The organism is Thermoleptolyngbya sp. PKUAC-SCTB121 (assembly GCF_016919485.1).
Classification (GTDB): domain Bacteria; phylum Cyanobacteriota; class Cyanobacteriia; order Elainellales; family Elainellaceae; genus Thermoleptolyngbya; species Thermoleptolyngbya sichuanensis.
Map to the genome: position 1 here is coordinate 5,069,050 of NZ_CP070366.1, position 20,289 is coordinate 5,089,338.

At 50.7% G+C, this 20,289-nt stretch carries 14 protein-coding genes; 8 read left to right on the forward strand and 6 right to left on the reverse strand.

Features of this window, described 5'->3' with window-relative positions; all coding sequences use genetic code 11:
* Positions 1 to 20: 20 nt before the first annotated feature.
* Positions 21 to 2,333, reverse strand: a complete 2,313-nt coding sequence (gene glgB / locus JTM80_RS20675) for a 1,4-alpha-glucan branching enzyme (protein ID WP_172356446.1) — start codon at positions 2,331 to 2,333, stop codon at positions 21 to 23.
* Positions 2,334 to 2,950: 617 nt separating this feature from the next.
* Between glgB and JTM80_RS23365 the strand changes: the two genes are divergently transcribed.
* Entirely contained in the window at positions 2,951 to 4,891 is a 1,941-nt protein-coding gene (locus JTM80_RS23365; protein WP_172356444.1) for an ABC transporter ATP-binding protein, read from the forward strand.
* 31 nt (positions 4,892 to 4,922) lie between these two features.
* Here the strand turns inward: JTM80_RS23365 and JTM80_RS20690 are convergent, their stop codons facing one another.
* From JTM80_RS20690 to JTM80_RS20700, 3 genes are all read right to left on the reverse strand, one after another.
* Complete coding sequence (locus JTM80_RS20690; RefSeq protein WP_172356442.1) at positions 4,923 to 5,486, reverse strand: Uma2 family endonuclease; 564 nt, start codon at positions 5,484 to 5,486, stop codon at positions 4,923 to 4,925.
* Between the two features lie 619 nt (positions 5,487 to 6,105).
* A protein-coding gene (locus JTM80_RS20695; protein ID WP_205371487.1) for an IS630 family transposase occupies positions 6,106 to 7,060 on the reverse strand; the annotation gives its coding sequence in 2 pieces (ribosomal slippage) (positions 6,106 to 6,718 and positions 6,717 to 7,060; 957 coding nt in all).
* A 330-nt stretch (positions 7,061 to 7,390) separates the two neighbouring features.
* On the reverse strand, positions 7,391 to 7,858 hold the full coding sequence (locus JTM80_RS20700; protein ID WP_205370219.1) for a helix-turn-helix domain-containing protein: 468 nt from the start codon (positions 7,856 to 7,858) through the stop codon (positions 7,391 to 7,393).
* Between the two features lie 57 nt (positions 7,859 to 7,915).
* On the opposite strand from JTM80_RS20700, the gene JTM80_RS20705 reads away from it, so the two are divergent.
* A complete protein-coding gene (locus JTM80_RS20705) occupies positions 7,916 to 8,824 on the forward strand; it encodes a PTPA-CTERM sorting domain-containing protein (RefSeq protein WP_205370221.1) in 909 nt (302 codons plus the stop codon).
* A 297-nt stretch (positions 8,825 to 9,121) separates the two neighbouring features.
* Here the strand turns inward: JTM80_RS20705 and JTM80_RS20710 are convergent, their stop codons facing one another.
* Positions 9,122 to 9,301, reverse strand: a complete 180-nt coding sequence (locus JTM80_RS20710) for a hypothetical protein (RefSeq protein WP_172356438.1) — start codon at positions 9,299 to 9,301, stop codon at positions 9,122 to 9,124.
* A gap of 129 nt (positions 9,302 to 9,430) precedes the next feature.
* On the opposite strand from JTM80_RS20710, the gene JTM80_RS20715 reads away from it, so the two are divergent.
* Entirely contained in the window at positions 9,431 to 11,098 is a 1,668-nt protein-coding gene (locus tag JTM80_RS20715; protein WP_205370223.1) for a DUF3352 domain-containing protein, read from the forward strand.
* A 48-nt stretch (positions 11,099 to 11,146) separates the two neighbouring features.
* Here the strand turns inward: JTM80_RS20715 and JTM80_RS20720 are convergent, their stop codons facing one another.
* Positions 11,147 to 13,336, reverse strand: a complete 2,190-nt coding sequence (locus JTM80_RS20720) for a tyrosine-protein kinase domain-containing protein (protein ID WP_205370224.1) — start codon at positions 13,334 to 13,336, stop codon at positions 11,147 to 11,149.
* A 564-nt stretch (positions 13,337 to 13,900) separates the two neighbouring features.
* Here JTM80_RS20720 and JTM80_RS20725 point away from each other — a divergent pair.
* The 5 genes from JTM80_RS20725 to JTM80_RS20745 all read left to right on the forward strand — a co-directional run bounded on the left by JTM80_RS20725 (position 13,901) and on the right by JTM80_RS20745 (position 20,287).
* Positions 13,901 to 15,685 (forward strand): ABC transporter ATP-binding protein, encoded by a 1,785-nt coding sequence (locus JTM80_RS20725; protein WP_172356432.1) that lies wholly within the window; start codon positions 13,901 to 13,903, stop codon positions 15,683 to 15,685.
* 55 nt (positions 15,686 to 15,740) lie between these two features.
* Entirely contained in the window at positions 15,741 to 16,907 is a 1,167-nt protein-coding gene (locus JTM80_RS20730; protein WP_205370225.1) for a polysaccharide pyruvyl transferase family protein, read from the forward strand.
* A 57-nt stretch (positions 16,908 to 16,964) separates the two neighbouring features.
* Positions 16,965 to 17,891, forward strand: coding sequence for a glycosyltransferase family 2 protein (locus tag JTM80_RS20735; RefSeq protein ID WP_172356428.1), 927 nt, complete (start codon positions 16,965 to 16,967; stop codon positions 17,889 to 17,891).
* Between the two features lie 207 nt (positions 17,892 to 18,098).
* Positions 18,099 to 19,025 carry a phytanoyl-CoA dioxygenase family protein gene (locus tag JTM80_RS20740; RefSeq protein WP_172356426.1) on the forward strand — a complete coding sequence of 309 codons (927 nt, stop codon included), beginning with the start codon at positions 18,099 to 18,101 and terminating at the stop codon, positions 19,023 to 19,025.
* Between the two features lie 2 nt (positions 19,026 to 19,027).
* A complete protein-coding gene (locus tag JTM80_RS20745) occupies positions 19,028 to 20,287 on the forward strand; it encodes a glycosyltransferase family 4 protein (protein ID WP_172356425.1) in 1,260 nt (419 codons plus the stop codon).
* Positions 20,288 to 20,289: the final 2 nt, after the last annotated feature.

The window sequence follows — 20,289 nt, forward strand, 5'->3', positions numbered from 1 at the left end:
AAACCGGCTCAGGAGATTCGCTAAAGTGATTCCTCCGGAGGCTCCGAACCCGCAATCTCGCGAGTCTTGCTGCGATCGACCTTCAGCACTAGCACCCCCAACGGCGGCAGGCAAAGATCGATCGAGTAAGGACGGCCGTGGAACGACCACTCATCAGCCCACTTTCCGCCCAGGTTGCCCATGTTGCTGCCGCCATATTCCCGCGAATCGCTATTAAACAACTCACGATAGAATCCAGGTTCCGGCACGCCGACACGATAGTGCGCGTGAGGCTGGGGCGTAAAGTTGCAGACCGTAATCACATATTCCTGAGGATCTTTGCTCTGGCGAATGAAAGATACAACGCTGTGGCGATTGTCGTTGCAATCAATCCACTCAAAACCGTCGTAGGAAAAGTCTTGCGTGTAGAGCGCTGGCTCACTTCTATAGAACTCGTTGAGCTTGCTTACGAAATGCTTCAGCTTTTGGTGCGGTTCGTATTGCAGCAGATGCCACTCCAGGTCGCCCCACACGTTCCACTCACTCCACTGGCCAAACTCGTTGCTCATGAACAGCGTCTTCTTGCCCGGATGCGTGTACATGTAGGTATACAAGCATCGCAGGTTGGCATATTTTTGCCATTCATCTCCTGGCATCTTGCCGATCATGGCGCTCTTTCCATGCACCACCTCATCATGAGAAAACGCCAGCATAAAGTTTTCGCTGAAGGCGTACATGATGCTGAAGGTAATGTTGTTTTGGTGGAACTGGCGGAACCACGGGTCCATGTGGAAATAGTCCAACATGTCGTGCATCCAGCCCATGTTCCACTTCAGGTTAAACCCAAGCCCGCCAACGTAGGTCGGCCAGGACACCATCGGCCAGGTCGTCGATTCCTCTGCAATGCTGAGGATGCCAGGGAAGTAGCTGAAAATAACGTGGTTCATCTGGCGCAAGAAGTCTGCCGCTTCCACGTTTTCTCGACCACCATACTGATTAGTCACCCATTCTCCAGGCTTGCGCTGATAGTCCAGATAAAGCATGGAGGCGACCGCATCAACCCGGATGCCGTCGATATGATACTTGTCGAACCAGAACAGGGCATTGGCAACGAGAAAGTTGCGAACCTCGTTTCGAGAGTAGTTGAAGACCAGCGTGCCCCACTCTTTGTGTTCGCCCTTACGCGGGTCAGCGTGTTCATAGAGGTGTGTGCCGTCGAATAGTGCCAGCCCATGACCGTCTTTGGGAAAATGACCCGGAACCCAATCTACCAGAACGCCGATGCCATTTTGATGGCACTGATCGATGAAATACATCAGGTCTTGGGGAGAGCCGTAGCGCGAGGTCGCAGCGTAATAGCCTGTGACCTGGTATCCCCAGGAGCCATCAAAGGGATGTTCGGCTATCGGCAGTAGTTCGATATGGGTGAAGCCCAATTCCTTGACGTAGGGAATGAGCTTGTCAGCAAGTTCACGATAGGTCAGAAAGCGTGCGCCCGGTTTGAGGTCGGCGACAATGACAGGCGGCTCCTCGGTTCCATCAGGGCGGATGTAGGGTTCGGCAGAGGAGGCGTGGAGCCAGGAACCGAGGTGGACTTCGTAGACAGAGATGGGCTGGGTTAGCGGATCGGTCTGGCGACGCTTTTCGATCCAATCTTGATCCTGCCATTCATAGGTTTCCAGGTCTGCCACGATAGAGGCAGTTTTGGGGCGCACCTCTTGGAAGAACCCGTAGGGATCGGATTTTTCGTAAATATGCCCTTCCTGGTTTTTGATTTCGTATTTGTAGTGCGTGCCCACGCCTAGTCCTGGGATGAATAGCTCCCAGATGCCGTTGCCTATGCGACGCATCTGGTGTTTGCGGCCATCCCACCAGTTGAAGTCACCCAGTACGGAAACGTTTCGGGCATTGGGGGCCCAGACGGCGAAGTATACCCCCTTGACTCCATCGACTTCGGTGAGATGTGCGCCAAGTTTTTCGTAGATTCGGTGATGGTTTCCCTCGGCAAAGAGGTGGATGTCGAAGTCGGTCAGCAGCGGCGAGCGAAAAGCGTAGGGATCGTAGGTGACCCGCTCGTGGTCGCCCTCTTTGATGCGGAGTTGATAGTTGGAGAGTTCTGCACGATCTAGGAGGCACTCAAAAAAGTGGGGATGGTGAGTGATTTCCATCGGGTACTCGGTGCGCTCTTCGGGGCAAACCACCCAGGCTGCGTCGGCATTTGGCAGATAGGCGCGAACAACCCAAACCGTTTTGTCGTCTTGTGTGATCTGGTGGGGGCCAAGTACCTCGAAGGGGTCGTGGTGCTGGTTCCAGACAATGCGATTAACCTGGTCGGGTGCAACGGTCGATGACATGAAACTACCTGCCTGCAAGAGCAATCTAGACTAAGGGGCGGACGTAGCAAAACTCAACTTGACCTTACTATACAGGTCGCTTTGTCCAGTTCATCTATCTATCCTGATGGAACTATCCTGATGGAACAATCCTGACAGAATTGGTGGATGCACGCTAATGCGGAGTGTGGCTGCGGGGTGCAGATGGGCGATCGCCCCTGCCTAGGTCAACAAACGGTGAGCATTAAATCACTACTGCCAACCTGGCCCAGTTCTCAAGTACAAACACTCTGGGAAATCGTGGCCAACACTCTGAGCAATCCGTAAAAGGTCATTTAGGGTCAAGAAACCAAAACGTCAAAGAGCTTTGTAAACAAAATCCAACATTTGCTTATTTATCTGTAATAAACCGTAGCAAATTACGGCTCAAGTCTCAAACGATGTTTAATTTTCTGAAAAACAAAAAATACTGCTAGACCCTTTGGAGCAGTGGGGTGTCTAACCTCAAACTTTCTATCCATAACAAAGGCGCGATCGCAGGTGTGGACGGAGGCGTGGGGGATTTCTCGCCGACGCTGCTAGAATCACTAGAATTACAGATATCTTTGCAAACTCACTGATCCTATGGATCGTTCGCTATGCCAAATGTCGTTGATTTCGCGCCAGTGCTTGAGGTTCGCAACTTGCAGGTGCAGTTCAAAACCGAAGATCGGCTGAATACCGCGGTTGACAACATTTCGGTGCAGGTGAAGCCGGGACAGACGCTGGGCATTGTGGGCGAATCGGGGTCGGGGAAGTCGGTCACGTCGCTGGCGGTGATGGGGCTGCTGCCGCGGCCGGCGGGGCGGGTAACGGCGGGCGAAATCTGGTTTCGCGAGTCGCCGGAGGCAGAACCCGTGAACCTGCTGGCGCTGAGCGAGGAACAGCGGCGACGGCTGCGGGGCGGCAAGATTTCGATGATTTTTCAGGAGCCGATGAGTTCGCTGAACCCGGTTTATACGTGTGGGTTTCAACTCGTGGAGGCGATTCGGCAGCACACGGATATTTCCGAAGCTGAGGCGCGGCGGCGGGCAATGGGGCTGCTGCAAGAGGTGCGGCTGTTGCCCAGCGATGCGGAACTGGAGCGGCGCGTGGTGGAGGATTGGCAAAAGCGAGTGCCCACGGTGGGACGGGGGGGCATAACGGAGCGGGAACTGAGCGATCGCCAGATTCAGCAAGAGGTGATCCGTCAGAAGCAGGCGATGCTCGACCGCTATCCGCATGAACTCTCCGGCGGGCAAATCCAGCGGGTGATGATTGCGATGGCGATTTCCTGCAATCCGGTGCTGCTGATTGCCGACGAGCCGACGACGGCGCTGGATGTGACGGTGCAGGCGACGATTCTGGGCTTGCTGCGAGAACTGCGCGATCGCCGCAATATGTCCATTATTTTCATTACCCACGACCTAGGTATTATTGCTGAAATTGCCGACTGGGTGGCGGTGATGTATCGCGGGCGGGTGATGGAGATGGGCCCGGTGATGGACATTTTTTCTAACCCCCAGCATCCCTATACGCGGGGGCTGCTGGCGTGTCGTCCCCAGCCGGATCGTCGCCTGCGGTTTTTGCCGACGGTGGCAGATTTTATGGAGGTGGAGACCGGGCCCGACGGGGCGATCGCCATTACCGAAAAGCCGATGGATCGGGAACGCCAGCGCCAGTTGAGCGACGAGATTACCGATGCCGAGAGCCAGGAGCGGCTGGCTACCTTGCAGGGGCGATCGCCCTTAGTGTCTGTGGAAAATCTGGAAGTCGGCTTTCCGGTGCGCGGCCTGTTTGGCAGAACCCAGCGCTATCTGCTGGCGGTCAACGGCGTGACCTTTCAGGTGTATCCGGGTGAAACGCTGGGGCTGGTGGGCGAGTCGGGCTGCGGCAAATCTACCCTGTCGCGGGCGCTGCTGCGGCTGATTCCCACGATGGGTGGGCGGATTGTCTTTGACGGGCAAGACGTGACGCATCTGGATCAGCGCCAGCTCCGGCAGCTTCGCCGCGACATGCAGATTATTTTCCAGGACCCCTTCAGCGCCCTCGACCCGCGCATCAGCATTGGTGCGGCCGTGCTGGAGCCGCTGAAGATTCACAACATCGGCAACGCCCGCAGCCGCCAGGAGCGTGTCGCTTACCTGCTAGAGCGCGTTGGGCTAGACCCGCGCTGGAGCAACCGCTATCCCCACGAGTTTTCCGGTGGGCAGCGGCAGCGCATCTGCATTGCTCGCGCTTTGGCGCTAAACCCGCGCTTTATTGTGTGCGATGAGTCGGTTTCGGCGCTGGACGTGTCGGTGCAGGCGCAGGTGCTGAATTTGCTGAAGGAATTGCAGGACGAATTTAAGCTGACCTACATTTTTATTTCCCATGACCTCAGCGTGGTGAAATTTATGAGCGATCGCATTATGGTGATGAATCGCGGGCGCATTGAGGAAATCGGCCCGGCAGAGCAGATCTATCGCCAGCCCCAGCAGCCCTATACCCGCCAACTCATCGACGCAATTCCGGCAGGCACTCTCGACGCGATTCGTCAGCGGCAGTCTCAGCCCGGTTAAGGTGGCTAACTGTCTTGCGTGAGAGCTAAGGCTATTGAAAAACCGCCTGAACCCGCAGCGAAAACCCCGGTAGCAGCGGCGAAGTGAGTTCATCCTGCGGCGAGAACGTCCCAACCAGACGCAGCATTCCTTCACTGTGGCGATACACTGCGATCGCCTGAGCCTGCCAATCCACAATCCAATATTCCTGCACTCCGTATAGCGAATAGAGCTTAAGTTTGAATTCTTTGTCTCGTTGCTGATTCTGCGCCCCCTCTGAAAGAATTTCCACGACCAGTTCTGGGGCGATGATGAAATGTCCTGCCTGATCGATTCCAGTTTCCAACCGCTGATGACTCGCCCACACCACATCAGGAATCACCGCATCCGTCGGCGTAAACACCAGACCGGGCGTTTGGTAGGCATGACCTAACCCTGTTTCGTCTGACCAAACTTCGAGCCGTGTGCTAATCCGATTGGCAGCACCTTGATGGCGAATATGAGGGGCGTGGGTCACGTAAAGCTCTCCATCCACAATCTCATAGCGCTTCCAGCCCCCATCATCGGGCATGACTTCAAGGTCTCTGGTTGTCCATTTCAGAGAGTCTGCCACCATAGAATTTACCGCTGGAAGTTATTGATGGAATTTTGGATTAATTATACTTGAGTATCGAGAATGGTGACGATTTGGCGATGGCGATCGCACTAAGTTCGTCATGGGTAGAAGCGCGATCGCCCCGTTCCCATCATCCATGCTTTTTACGATACAGAAAGCACCCAACACCTGCTTTATGAACTTACTACGTAGAAACTCGCAGCCTTTATTAAGGTTTCCCTGAAGAACTACGGAAACACTAGATTATTTCGGGGGGGGGAGTAAAACTGTGAACAGTGTTGACCGGAACCAAAAGACCTTTTGGGCAAGCATCTTCCACGTCATCCATTTCCAGTGCTGTGAAGTCTACGCCATCTCGATCGAATCAATGGGATTCGCATGGCGTTATGCCCACAAGCACTCAGAATCAAGCTTCTACCCACTAAAATCAAAACTTTAAAAGCCAAATTGGTCTAGCTTCTGCTGGTCACGCTTCAGAGCTAATTTGTAAAGGAGCCTGAAAGCCTTGTTAATCAAGGATTTCCGAGAAACCGCTTTTCCTGGGCAAGCATGACCTCAAAGCCACACATGCCAAGAGTTTCAGGCTTCTTAAGATTTGCTTCATAAATTATAGCGTTTTTCATTCTGGCGAGGCATAGTAACAGCAATGGGAGAACCAATTCTGTAGGTCATTCAATGACACTTGGGAGAAGGACTCCTCAATGGCTTTGTCTAGATCAAGATAGCTCCGTGCCCCAAGGGAGCGCAGAATACTCTTAATCTTTGAAAAGCAATTCTCGATGGGTGAAAAGTCCGGCGAGTACGGCGGTAGAAACATCAGTTTAGCACCTGCATCCTCAATCAACCTCCTAACTTCTTCACCAAGATGAATCGAGCAGTTATCCATGATGACACATGCCCCTTTCCACAACTTAGGAACGAGTCTCTGGGAAATGAAGGCTTCAAAGGTAAGTCCATCGACTGAACCGATGAGATTGGAATAGGTAATTACCTTTTTAAGGCTAATTGCACCAAGAATCGAGACCCGTTTCCCTCGTTTGCTGGGACGCTTGCCATGGGCTCGTTTTCCTTTCGGGGCACGTGCCCGGAGTCGAGCCAAAGCCAGGTTCACTCCTGATTCGTCAATAAAGATTAAGTCTTGAGCCAGGAATCCTCGAACCAGTTGCCAAAATTTGACTCGTTCGATTTGCACCCGTTCAGTTTCCTTTTTGTCGGGATACAGCGTTTTTTTTAAGGGTTAAGTTCAGTTTCTCTAACATACGAAACATCGTCGAAACGCCAATCCGAACACCGACCCTTTGTTCCAGCAAGTCACACAACTCTGCCAATGTCGCGTCATGATTTGATTCAGCAATCGTTTTTAGGATCTCTAGTTGCTCATTACTTAATTTGGTTGGCGTTTGCTCAGTGCGGCGTTTGGGGGCAATCTCACCTGTTTCCCGATATTGTTTGATCAGCTTTCGCACGAAACTGTAAGCAACTCGAAATTGTTGAGCGATTTGACGTTGCGACGTATTCCCTTCAATGTAGACATCAATAATTTTTTGTCTAAGATCTAGTGAGTAGGGTCGCATTTGAGTTAAGGGTAAAGTAAATTCACTGAATAGATTAATCAAAATACGCCTCACTAGGCTAGAAATTGCTATAGCTCTCAGGGACTCCTACCATTCACCTTGACTTATCTTGACTTATTAGGAGTACAAATGATAGCTACTTTTTCTTCGCGTCAATCCAAGTCAGTAGCAAGATTGATCAGTGCTAGTCTCGGTTTAATGGCTCTTTTGGCAACAACAATATCCCTTACTGAATCGGCTAGTGCTGCAGCTGTGCGTATAGGGGTATTTAATGCCAACACGCTTCTTGCAAACGATGATGGTTCCACAGGAGCAGTAGGTATTGGGTTTTCAATTGACTTCTTCGGAAGTACCTACTCTGACTTGTTCGTTAACAACAACGGAAACGTAACGTTTAATGCCGCGTTGGGTACTTTCACTCCATTTAACCTTCTGTCCACCAGCACCCCAATCATTGCGCCGTTCTTTGCAACCGACCCTTTGTTCCAGCAAGTCACACAACTCTGCCAATGTCGCGTCATGATTTGATTCAGCAATCGTTTTTAGGATCTCTAGTTGCTCATTACTTAATTTGGTTGGCGTTTGCTCAGTGCGGCGTTTGGGGGCAATCTCACCTGTTTCCCGATATTGTTTGATCAGCTTTCGCACGAAACTGTAAGCAACTCGAAATTGTTGAGCGATTTGACGTTGCGACGTATTCCCTTCAATGTAGACATCAATAATTTTTTGTCTAAGATCTAGTGAGTAGGGTCGCATTTGAGTTAAGGGTAAAGTAAATTCACTGAATAGATTAATCAAAATACGCCTCACTAGGCTAGAAATTGCTATAGCTCTCAGGGACTCCTACCATTCACCTTGACTTATCTTGACTTATTAGGAGTACAAATGATAGCTACTTTTTCTTCGCGTCAATCCAAGTCAGTAGCAAGATTGATCAGTGCTAGTCTCGGTTTAATGGCTCTTTTGGCAACAACAATATCCCTTACTGAATCGGCTAGTGCTGCAGCTGTGCGTATAGGGGTATTTAATGCCAACACGCTTCTTGCAAACGATGATGGTTCCACAGGAGCAGTAGGTATTGGGTTTTCAATTGACTTCTTCGGAAGTACCTACTCTGACTTGTTCGTTAACAACAACGGAAACGTAACGTTTAATGCCGCGTTGGGTACTTTCACTCCATTTAACCTTCTGTCCACCAGCACCCCAATCATTGCGCCGTTCTTTGCAGATGTAGACACCCGTGGATCTGGTTCCGGTATCGTATCCTTTGGTACTGGCACCGTAGATGGACGTACAGCATTCGGTGTTAATTGGCCCGGAGTAGGGTATTTCAGCAATCAGACTGACAAACTAAACACATTCCAGCTTGTGCTAATTGATCGTTCTGACACGGGTGCAGGTAACTTTGACATTGAATTTAACTACGACCAAATCCAGTGGGAAACAGGTGATGCCAGCAGCGGCGATAATGGTTTAGGCGGGTTTTCTGCACGGGTGGGCTATTCTAACGGAGTTAACACGGCGTTTGAGCTTCCCGGATCAGCTATTAACGGAGCATTCTTAGATGGTGGTTCAAACAGTCTAATTGCTAATCGCTTGAACTCAACTGTAGACGGACGTTATGTCTTTCAGGCAAGGAATGGGACGGTTGTGAACCCTGACTCCATTCCGACTCCGGCTCTGTTGCCTGGTTTGGTTGGCATGGGTGCAATGGCACTGCGGAAGCGGAAGGCGGAAGCGGTTGAGCAAGAGAGTGAGGCTTAATTGGCGTTAGGCGCTTGTTAAAACTCGGAGTTCTAAAGTCAAAATGAAGGCTCTGCCTGAAGACTGGCTCAGAACTCCGAGTTTTGTGTGACTGGGCGCGATCGCTGGGCTAAAACTCGGAGTTCTAAAGCCAAAATAAGGCTCTTGCCTGAAGGATGGCTCAGAACTCCGAGTTTTGTGTGACTGGGGACGATCGCCCTAACTTCCAAAATCTTTGATTTCTCCCGATATGCAATGCTGATGGTGGAGGTTTACCTACCATGATTCAGTTCTCTGCGTCTGAGTCAATCATTCGCTCTAAAACGGCTCGTCCCACGGTTCTCCCAGCAGCCAGGAAAAGAGCATCGCGCCGAGGGCGATCGCCAGCCACGCGGGCCAATGGAACAAATGGTTGACCAATACAATCGGGAAGTAGACCACCGCTTGCACTAGCGCCAGCGTGATGAAAAATGCCAACAGACCGATTGCAAACGCCACGAGTTGACCTGCTCCTTTGCGATGCGTGCAACCCCATGCTACAGCAAAGCGATTGGAGCGAAAGCCGTCTGCATTGCCCCGCTTCCTCGCTATCCTGATGGCAGCATCGGCATGAAAGGAAAGAAAGACATGAATCAAAAAAAGCCCAAGGGAAACGGTGCGGGGGCGTGGCTGGTGACTGGGGCGGCGATCGCCCTAATTGCAGGCGGCGGGCTGGGCTACTGGCTCTCTCGCCAGCCCAAACCGGGCGCAGTCTCCGATGTACCCGCTGGGCTGGAAGCCGCCCCCCGCGATGCGCTGCTGGCGCTGTCGATTTCTACCCGCCCGGCCCAGTGGCGACAACTGCGTGAATTTGGCACGCCCCAGACCCGCGCCCGACTCGATCAAGCGCTGGTGAACTGGCGCGATCGCCTGCTCACGTCCAAGGGCTATCGCTATGCTCAGGACATTCAGCCCTGGGTGGGCGACGAGGTGACGCTGGTGCTGCTGGCTCCGGCTGCGGAAACCGAAAAACCGCCTGCCCTCTGGATCTTGCCGATCGAAGATGTCGAAAAGGCACAGCAAAGCCTGTCGCGACTGGGGGCGGGCGCATCTGCCCCTGCTCGCAGCCACAAGGGCATTGCCCTCCGCACCCTCGCAGGAACCGAAGGACAGACCCTCAGCGCGGCGGTGCTGGAGGATCGCCTGGTGCTGTTGTCGGACACGGCTTCGGCGATTGAACGGGCGATCGATACCTATCAGGGCGGCGAGGCGCTGACCCAGTTGCCGAATTATTCCCTGGCCCTGGCGCAAACGGCCGTGCCTGAACCCTTTGCGCGGCTGTATGTCAACGGGCCCCAGGCAAAGGCGATCGCCGCTGCGAATTCTATCCAGCCAGCACCGCTGTTGGGCCTAACGCCCCTGCAAAACAATCAGGGTCTAGTCGCCAGTGCCCGTCTTACCGAAACGGGGGTGCAACTGCGGGGTTTTAACTGGCTACCCGCCGACAGTCAGAATCGCTATCGGGTGATCAACAATGCCGGAGATTTGCCGAAGCGATTGCCAGACGATGCGCTGATGGTGGTTTCGGGCAGCAGCTTCCAGCAGTTTTGGCAGGGCTATAGCCAGCAGGGCAGCGTAGTCAATCCCCGCAATCCGCTGAACCCCAACATGCTGCGCGAAGGGCTGCTCAGCACCACTGGGCTGAACCTGGAAACGGATCTGGTGGACTGGATGAATGGTGAATTTGCTCTGGCGCTGTTGCCGCAGCCCGATGCGACGGGCGAACGTCGTCTGTCGCTGGCCTGGGTGGCGGAAACGAGCGATCGCCCCGCAGCAGAGGCCTCCCTTGCCAAATTAGACGAGGTGATGGGCAGTCGCTATCGGTTTCGCGTTACCCGAGCAGAGGTGGGTGGGCAACCCGTGGTGGGCTGGGCATCGCCCTTTGGCTCGATCAACGCAACCCACGGCTGGCTGAATAACAACACCGCCTTTTTGACTCTGGGTACGGGCACGCTTCCCAGCCTGCTGCCCCAGTCCGAAACGCCCCTGTCTACCGATCCAGACTTTTTGGCCGCCACCACGACCTCTCTGAACAATCAAAACGGGCAATTTTTTATCGATATTGAGCGGCTGCTGACGAGCGACACCCCCTTTCCACTGCCCAATCTGCCGAATGGGGCCGAGATTTTTCTAACAGGAATGCGATCGCTCGGCATTACCACTGCCATTGAGGGCGATCGCACGACTCGCTATGACCTAAACCTGATCCTGCAAAAATCGACCGAACCCGTTGCGCCCCTGCCGCCGCCAGAGTGAGGGAGGCGCAAACTTCGTTCTTCGTTTTTCGTTCTTCGTTCTTCTCCCTTAAACCCTCGTATAAGCAGAATAGACTGCTTTCTCGTTGACCCGCACCCGGTTCGCCACAATGCCCAAAATCGGCAGGTTCGACACGCGGAAGGTTTCCAGCGCGTCGGACAATTGCTTGCGCTGCACCTGACCCAGGCTGGCGACGATCAGCGTGCCGTTGGTGTAGGCGGCGACAACGCTGGAATCTGCCAGGTTCAGAATCGGCGGTGTATCGTAAATCACCAGGTCAAACAGACCAGCGCACTGGCGGGCGACTTCCTGCATCCGGGGCGACGTGAGCAGACGGATGGGGTTGGGAGCCATTGAGCCTGCGGTGATGATGTAGAGCGAGGAGTCGGGCGATCGCCGCCGGATCACCTGCTTTAGCGACACATCGTTGTCGCTCAGCAAATCCGTCAAGCCTAGATCATTCGGCAGGCTCAGCCGCTCGTGCAGCGTCGGTCGCCGCAAATCGGCATCCACCAGCAGCACCCGCTGCCCCAGCGAGGCCGCCGCCTGCGCCAGATACAGCGCCACGGTGGATTTGCCTTCCTCCGGTGTAGCGGAGCTAATGGCGAGCGATCGCAGCGGCTGCGACGCACTCAGCAAATTCACCCGCGTTAGCAAGGACTGGAATGATTCCAGAAACAACGGCGAGAGCTGCTGGTCAGCCGTGAAAATTGGCATCGGCTGGAGCGGAATTTGCCCCAGCACAGGCAGCCTCGCCCCCATCTTCAGTTCATCCGGCGCGTGATAGCGATCGGCCAGGATTTCGATCAGCAGCCCCACGCCAACGCCCAGCAGCGACCCTAACAATGCTGCGAGAAGCAAATACTGGCTAACGTTGATGCTGGCGATGTTGGTTGGATCGCCGTTCGCATTACGCAGCAGGGTTGGGGGGTTGATCAGCTCCCACGGGGTTTGCTCCTGGGCAGCATCGACCTGGAGCGCCTTTTGCCGGGCCGAAAACTCGGTGAGAATGCCAGTGGCAATGTTGAGCTGCCGCTGGAGTTCGTCGTATTCGTTGGCGGCGGCAGGCAGATTGCGGATCTGCTGCTGAATCTGGCTCTCGGACTGGGCGATCGCCCGGTTTCGGTCTTCTAGCACACGGATCTGGTCTTCGACTTTATCCAACACGCGCCGCGCTTCGCGGTTAATCAACTGCTGGATGTTGTTGCGCCGCTCCTGGAGATACTGCATGTCGGGGTTGAGGTCGGTCATGCGAGCGGCCTCGGTGGCCAGTTCTGCTTCATACTGCTGAAACAGTCCCAGCAGCGTGCCATATTCGGGTGCTTGGCTGAGGATGGCGACGGGATCGTTCGCAGCTAGGGCCGCATAGCGCGATCGCGCTTCGACCAGGTTGGTATTTGCGGCCAGTCGCTCTTGCCGCAAAGTGCCCGACTGCTGCGTCAGTTGCGTGCCCTCCAGAGCCGGATCAATCAGCGTGTTGCGCTCTCGAAAGGCCTGCAGCCGTGCCTGGAGGCGATCGACCTGCTCCTGCAATGCCGGAAGCTGGTCATCAATGAACTGTACTGCTTGCCCAATGCTGGTTTGGCGCTGCTCTAGGGCGTATTTTAAGTAATTACCTGAAAGCTCTTCCAGCGCAGCCAGCACCACTGCTGGATCACTATCTTGATAGGAGACTCGGATAATTTTCGTGTTTTCGTCTCTGTTGCCGATGCGGTTGCTGAGACGTTCCACCACAAGCCGCCGCTCCAAAATCTGCCGCGCAACTTCATCGGTCAAGTTGGGATCACGCGCCTGGAGGCGATCGACTAGGGGCTTGATCAGTTGCGGATTGCGGAGAATCCGAATTTGAGTAGGGTAGTCTAACCTTGGCCGACTCACGTCTGTGCTGCCAACTCCGTCAACCTGGGCAGCCGTTGTTTGGCGACTGGCTTGGACATCGCTGGTAACTGGCTCTACGAGTAAATCAAAGCTGCCGATGTAAGACGGTGGCGTGTTGTTTGCCTGGTTCAAGATCAAAAACGCGGCGGCTGCTGTAGTGCCAGTAGCCACGCCCAGGATAATTGGGGCGCGTCGCCGCAGCGCTGCAAAGACCCAGCCGATATTCCAGGATTCTTCTCCCGCAGCGCTATTGATAGTACCCTGATCGACTGTCTCTAGCCTGGCCAGAACAGGTTCTGACGTGGGCCAGCCAAAGCGCTGGGGATTGGAATTGGGTTGAAAGTTGGGTTCGCTTTTCATAGGCTGCTGAGAATCTGTGGGAGGCTTGACAACAACGTTCCGAATGCTGAGATAGATTCCCAAAATCGGTCGGTTGCTCAGACGACATGGGTTCTGTTAGATATTTACGCTTTTCCGCATTCGGGCCCGGATTTTTACGGAAAGTCGGATTAACGGCAGGGGTCGATTTTTTCTGGAGCAGCGGGCGATCGCCCCACAATTTCCTGCTCATCACCCCCTAATCCTCTTCAGATCCTCAGCACATCTTCAGATCCTCAGCACATCTGCCCTCAGCAAAGCGTCGCGAAAAGCACCCTCCGAAAATCTGGACAAACCAAACACCGCATCAGCAAATTTTCGAATACTCCGGATTTCCACGAAGCCTTCATGAACTTGGATACAGAAGGCTTCGAGTTCATGTTGCATTCTGTTAACTTGCCTTCGAGAGGCAGAAGGGCGATCACGCTGTTTATTTTTTGGAGAGCACCAGTTTAGAGTTAGAAAGCTAGCTTGAGTACCAAAGCTTTTAATTTAAAGCTAATGAGCCGAAAGCTCTAGAAGAATTAAGAATCGCACTACCTTCCTATGCTGCAATACTTGAAGAAGATCTGGTTTATTTTAGGGAATTCAAAGAGGCAGATCCCGCTGTTATTTCTGGTATTTACTATTTCTTCACTTGCTGAAACTCTGGGAATTGGGATGCTCGGGCCCTTTTTTACAATTGTTTCAGATCCACAAATTATTGAGCAGAATTCTGCTCTGTCAGGAATATTTGGTGCTTTAAGGATATCTTCTACAAGAGGCGTGATTACTTTTCTCTGTATTTTCATAGCTGTAACTTTTATTCTGAAGTCAGCACTCTACTTCTTTTCTAAGCTGTATATTCTTAAGTTCAGCCATATGCATAGGGCTAACATGATTCAGACTTTAAATCATGCCTATCTTTATAGTGATTACAATTACTTCATTTCCAAAAACTCATCAAGTCTAATTAAGAATATCACACTCGAAACGCAGGAGTTCTGTTACAAGATTCTACTGTCCTTGCTGTACGGCGTTTCAAATCTGTTTATTCTAGTTTTTCTATTTGTCTTAATGGCGGCAACAGATTTGCTTCTTTTAGCCGCAACCCTTTCCGCATTGCTGCCTGTTGTGCTGCTGATTTACTTCATGAGACATCGATTAAAGCGCTGGGGACGAAAGAGTTCAGAGGCACTGCAAGGCATTATTAAGACGCTCAATCATGGGCTAGGTGGATTTAAAGAAACTCGTGTTATTGGCTGTGCGCCCTACTTTGAAGCGCAAATGGCTAGCAATGCAAAGCAATATGCTCAGGCGGCTTCCTTTGCTGCAAGCTTTGACATGTTGCCTCGCATTTTGATTGAAACAGTGTTAGTTGTGTTTATCGTGTCATTCATTGCAATTTCACAGCTTTTTCTATCTCGTAGCACAGATCTACTAATTTCTAGCCTCAGTGTGTTTGCAGTTGCTTCGATTCGCCTGGTGCCTGCCGCTAGCCAACTCATGTCTACCATTGGTAATCTGCAAAGCACTCGCCACGTCCCGGATATTTTATATGCTGATCTGAAGGAAATTGAACAACGGTTCTCTGTATCTAGCAATAGCAGCCTAGGGTCTAGGGAAAGAGCTTTGAACCATACAGTTGCGATGGACTTTCAGCAGCAGATTCGATTATCGAATGTGGTTTATCGCTACTCAACGTCTTTAGACCCAGCAATTAACGATGTATCGTTAGAGATTCAAAAGGGAGAATCGATTGCGTTTATCGGAAAATCTGGAGCAGGCAAAACCACGTTGGTCGATATTATCTTAGGTTTGCTTACGCCTCAAAGTGGAGATATTACCGTTGATGGGGTGTCTATTTACCGAGATTTGCGAGCATGGCAAAACTTGGTGGGCTACATTCCACAATCTATTTTCCTGTTAGACGACACGATCGAACGAAATATTGCCTTTGGGGTTCCGGATCATCTGATTGACTATAGAAGGTTAGAGCAGGCGATCGCCGCTGCTCAGTTAGAGGAACTGATTGCCCAGATCCCCAAAGGCATTCATACTCGCATCGGAGAGCGCGGCGTGATGCTCTCCGGTGGACAGCGACAGCGAATCGGCATTGCCAGAGCGCTCTATCATGAGCGAGAAGTGCTGGTACTCGACGAAGCTACTTCTGCCTTGGATAACGAGACCGAAAAGAAGGTAAGCGAAGCAATTCAAGCACTGTCAGGTAAGAAAACAATAATTATTATTGCCCATCGCTTATCGACAGTAGAACATTGCAATCGAGTCTATCTATTGGAGACTGGAAAAGTTTTAAGATCTGGAAAATATAGGGAAATTATTGCCTCTTGAGAATTCTGAAAATTATTAGCTTACGCAGGAAATACTAGGCTGAAATATAAGACTTATGAAAAAGATGATTGATAGCCCAAGCAAAGCTTTGGCCTTCTATAGTGCAATAACTCAATTTGATAATCTTGGCGATCTCCTCATTAATAAGATTCTGATATCAGAAGTGAGGAATTATGCACGACTGGTAGTCAATGTCAATGGTGTTCCAGAATGGTACAGACAAGAACTTGGCTTGCTACCAGAGGAAATTATTGAGGAATCCAGAAGTAAATTTCGTGTTCGCATTATCTTGGCAGGTATCAGAAGGCTGTCCGGGTTCAAAAAAAATACCTTTGTGATTATCAATCCTGGACACAGTTATGGAGATATGAAAGTGCTAGGAGGTGTTTTTTTCAGAATATTGATAAACTCGACCCTGATCTACTTGTCTGGAGTCAGACGTTGCCGTTTTGGTTGCTCCATTGGCCCCTTTTGGGGAAGACGGGAAAGCCTAGAAAGATGGCAGTCTAGACTAACGTACTTTAATTCTGTAAGAGACAGCTCGTCAAAAAGCTATGCCGAAAGTATAGGAATCCAGAATACAGTATATTTTCCTGATTTAGCTTGGTTAATGGAAACACGATATACGCGAGAAAGGCCCTCTATTGAGTCTCGAGAGTTTGTAATTCTTAGCTTCCGAGATTCAACTCCTGGTTTCTTGGGTCAGCATTTAGACGCTCAAGAATATCAAAATCTACTATTCTCCAAGATAGATGGAATTGTAGAATATGCTTCGAACGTTCTATCAAAGAAGATTCTGGTTTGCCATCAAGTTGAGCGCGATGAATCTATGTCAAAGTTGATATATGAGCGCTACAAAAGCACGCATAAAGTTGATCTTCTGGACTCTAGAGTGACAGCAAGAGATATGGAAAAGGTGTATTCAAGTTCATGTCTTGCTTTTAGCAATAGGCTTCATGTCCTAATGTTTTCTATGGCTTTTGGATCTCTGCCTGTGGCTGTTATAGACTCAAAAAGGCATACGAAAATATCAGGAATTTTTATTGATTATAGTATGGAATCCTTGATACTAGATATTCATGATAAAGATACATTTGTACGGCAGAGGCTGGATGACTTGTTGCAGAGACAAATGCCATCCTTGAATGAAATTATTGTTGATTCTTATCAGAAAAACTCTGCTATTGCCAAATCTTTGATTCAAAAGACCATTTTGGGATAGTTTAATCTTTTGGATTTGATTTGCGACGGAATAAACCGTTTTAGACTGGCTAGAATCATGAAAAAAGCTGTGGCAATTATTATATTTAATCGACCAGATAAGACCCTGAAAGTGCTTGATAAAATTCGTCAAGCTAAACCTGAAAAGCTCTTTGTGATTGCAGATGGGCCGAGAAGTGAGAATATTAATGATGCAAAGAGGTGTTCTCAAACTCGTGCAATCATCGATCAGGTTGATTGGGAATGTGAAATCCTAAAAAACTATTCGGAACATAATTTAGGCTGTGGAAAGCGAGTCGCATCTGGTCTGGATTGGGTATTTTCGTTAGTTGATGAGGCAATTATTCTGGAAGATGACTGTGTCCCTCACTCCAGTTTCTTTTCTTTCTGTGAAGAACTTTTAGACCGCTATCGAGACGATGCTAGAGTTATGTCCATATGCGGAAAAAATGTTCAGTTTGGACGCAATTCAACTAAATTTAGCTATTATTTCTCTCGCTATGCTCACTGTTGGGGATGGGCAACATGGAGTCGAGCATGGAAATACTTCGATTATGACATGCTTAATTGGGAGATGGTAAAGTCTGAAAATCTTCTGGAAGATATACTGGGGGATTCTCGCTCTGTTGGTTATTGGACTAGTATCTTTCAGTCAGTTTACGAGCGAAGGTATCAGTCTGCTTCTTGGGCTTATCGCTGGCTGTTGTCTAGCTGGTTGCAGAATGGTTTAAGTATTTTGCCAGGTGTAAATTTAGTTTCCAATATTGGCTTTGGCGAAGATGCAACACATACAACAACGACGAGCGAGCGAAGCCAGTATGCCAATATGCAGACGGAAACAATGCAGTTTCCTCTTAAGCATCCGCCTTATTTAATTCGTAATCGAGCGGCTGACAAGTTTGAGCAAGATACCCTGTTTGACCCTAGCTTAATGACCCGTGCCAGAGCGAAACTGCTACGCATGCTTGGCAAAAAAGTGATTTAAGGTAAAGTAACTTCATTTCTGTTAGTTCCCTTGGTTTTCCGCGACCTTGATCTGCTAGCCTCTGAACCCCTTACAGTATGGTTAATCCTGATTGGCATTTTGAGGGTGGTGAATGAATCAGAATGCTAATGATTTCTTGATTTGTTCAGGCAATGTTCTTCCGGTGCTTCATAAAAATAGCTTGCAGTCTATTCCTGGAAATACATCATGTCAATTGCAAAATTTTCAGTTAACCAGCCGAAGGAGATTCAACAGTATTACCGAGAGCAAGGTTATGTTATTATTTGCAAGGCCTTGAAGCTTGACAAGATTGACGTATTGCTGGATCTGGTTGAGCAAAAGAAGCGCGATCGCCTGTTTGTCTTCAACAGCCAGGATACCCATATCCCCACCCGCCCTCGCCTTACCGAAGCAGGATTTATTGAAAACTCGATGCTAAATCCTGCGAATTTGAAGTTTTCGCCTCGACTATCTCGCGCTATTGAAAGCTGCTTGGTTGACCCAACGGTGGCCGAGATTCTGAGCGTTTTATCGGGCGATCGCGCTCATGTGATGATACAAAATATGCTGTTTGATAAGTCAACTGGCACAATCGAGCATCAAGATCACTATTACCTAGATGCTGATCCACCCGGCAATATGGTTGCAGCCTGGTATGCATTAGAAAATATTCAAGAAGATGCAGGCTGCTTTTTTGTTTTACCCGGAAGCCATAGGGGACGAGTAATTTCCAGAGCCAATGCCAAAAATTTTAGTGATCATGAAGACTATCGCAAGGAAATTATCACGCTGATTCACAATAGCGACTATCAATATAAGGCTTTTCCCTTAGAAAAAGGGGATGTTTTATTCTGGCACCCTTACACCATTCACGGAGCCTACAAAAATACTAATCCACAACATAGCCGCAAGTCGCTAACGGCACACTTTTATCCGGCTCAGTACAAGCCACTCTATGCAGCAAACGCACCCAAACTTCACGCTTCCATAAACCCGCGCATTTTGATGACAGGCGATGCGATCGCCCCCTATGTGGATAGCTTCAAAACCTACTTGCGCTTTGTTGCCAATGCTCTTCGGGGGCGCGGTCCAGAAATGGTCATGCGTCGAGAAAACTATGAAGAGGCTGCCTGAGCATGAAAATTTTACATCTCAGCACCTTTGACACCATTGGCGGCGCAGCGCGGGCAGCCTACCGGGTGCATCAGGGGTTGCGATCGCTCGGAGCAGATTCCTGGATGCTTGTGCAAAAAAGCACCAGTGGCGATCGCACTGTCTTGTCTCCAAAGACCCTACTGGGACAAGTCGCGAGTCGCCTTCGTGCTGAAATAGATGGACTAGCGCTGCGTCCCTATCCCCACGTCAACAAATCAGTTTTTGACATCCAGCGTACGCCCAACCGAATCTCTCCCCGTATCCAGCAGCTTAACCCTGATATTATTAATCTTCACTGGATTTTAAATAGCTACTTGCCTATTGAAAGCTTGACGCGCATCCCAAAGCCGATCGTGTGGACGCTGATGGATATGTGGCCGTTCACTGGCGGCTGCCACTACACGCAGGGATGCGATCGCTACACCCAGGCTTGCGGAAGCTGTCCCCATCTCGGCAGCACCAGCGAAAATGACCTATCTCGTCGCACCTGGCAGCGTAAAGCGAAGGCGTGGAAGGATCTCAACTTGACGATTGTTTCCCCAACGCAGTGGCTCGCAGAGTGCGCTCGTGCCAGTACCCTGTTCAAAGACTTGCGTATCGAGATTATTCCCTTTTGCCTCGATACGCAAACGTATAAGCCGATCGATCGCCAGGCGGCCCGATTCGCCCTCAACCTGCCGCCAGATAAGAAGCTGATCCTGTTCGGGGCCATTAGCGCTACCCAGGATCGGCGTAAGGGATTTCAGCTATTGCAGCCCGCGTTACAGCAACTTGCTCAGACTGAACTGAATTCGCAAGCTGAAGTCGTGGTGTTCGGCTCCTCCAAACCGGAGTTTCCTGTTGATTTGGGTTTTCCTGCCCGTTATCTGGGACATCTCAGCGATGACGTTACATTAGCCTTGGCGTATTCCGCTGCGGATGTATTTGTAGCGCCATCGCTACAAGAAGCGTTTGGGCAGACGGCATCTGAGGCGATGGCCTGCGGCACGCCGGTCGTTGCGTTCAAAGGCACGGGACTGGCGGACATTGTGGATCATCAGCACAATGGCTACCTTGCCAACCCGTTTGAGATTGAGGACTTAGCCCAAGGAATCCGCTGGATTTTGGAGCATTCCGATTCGGAGCAATCACTGCGAGTGGCTGCTCGCCAAAAAGCTGAACACGCCTTTTCACTTGAGTTACAAGCTTGTCGCTATCTAGAGCTTTACCAAGACTTACTGGCTCGAATGCCCCCTGCATAACC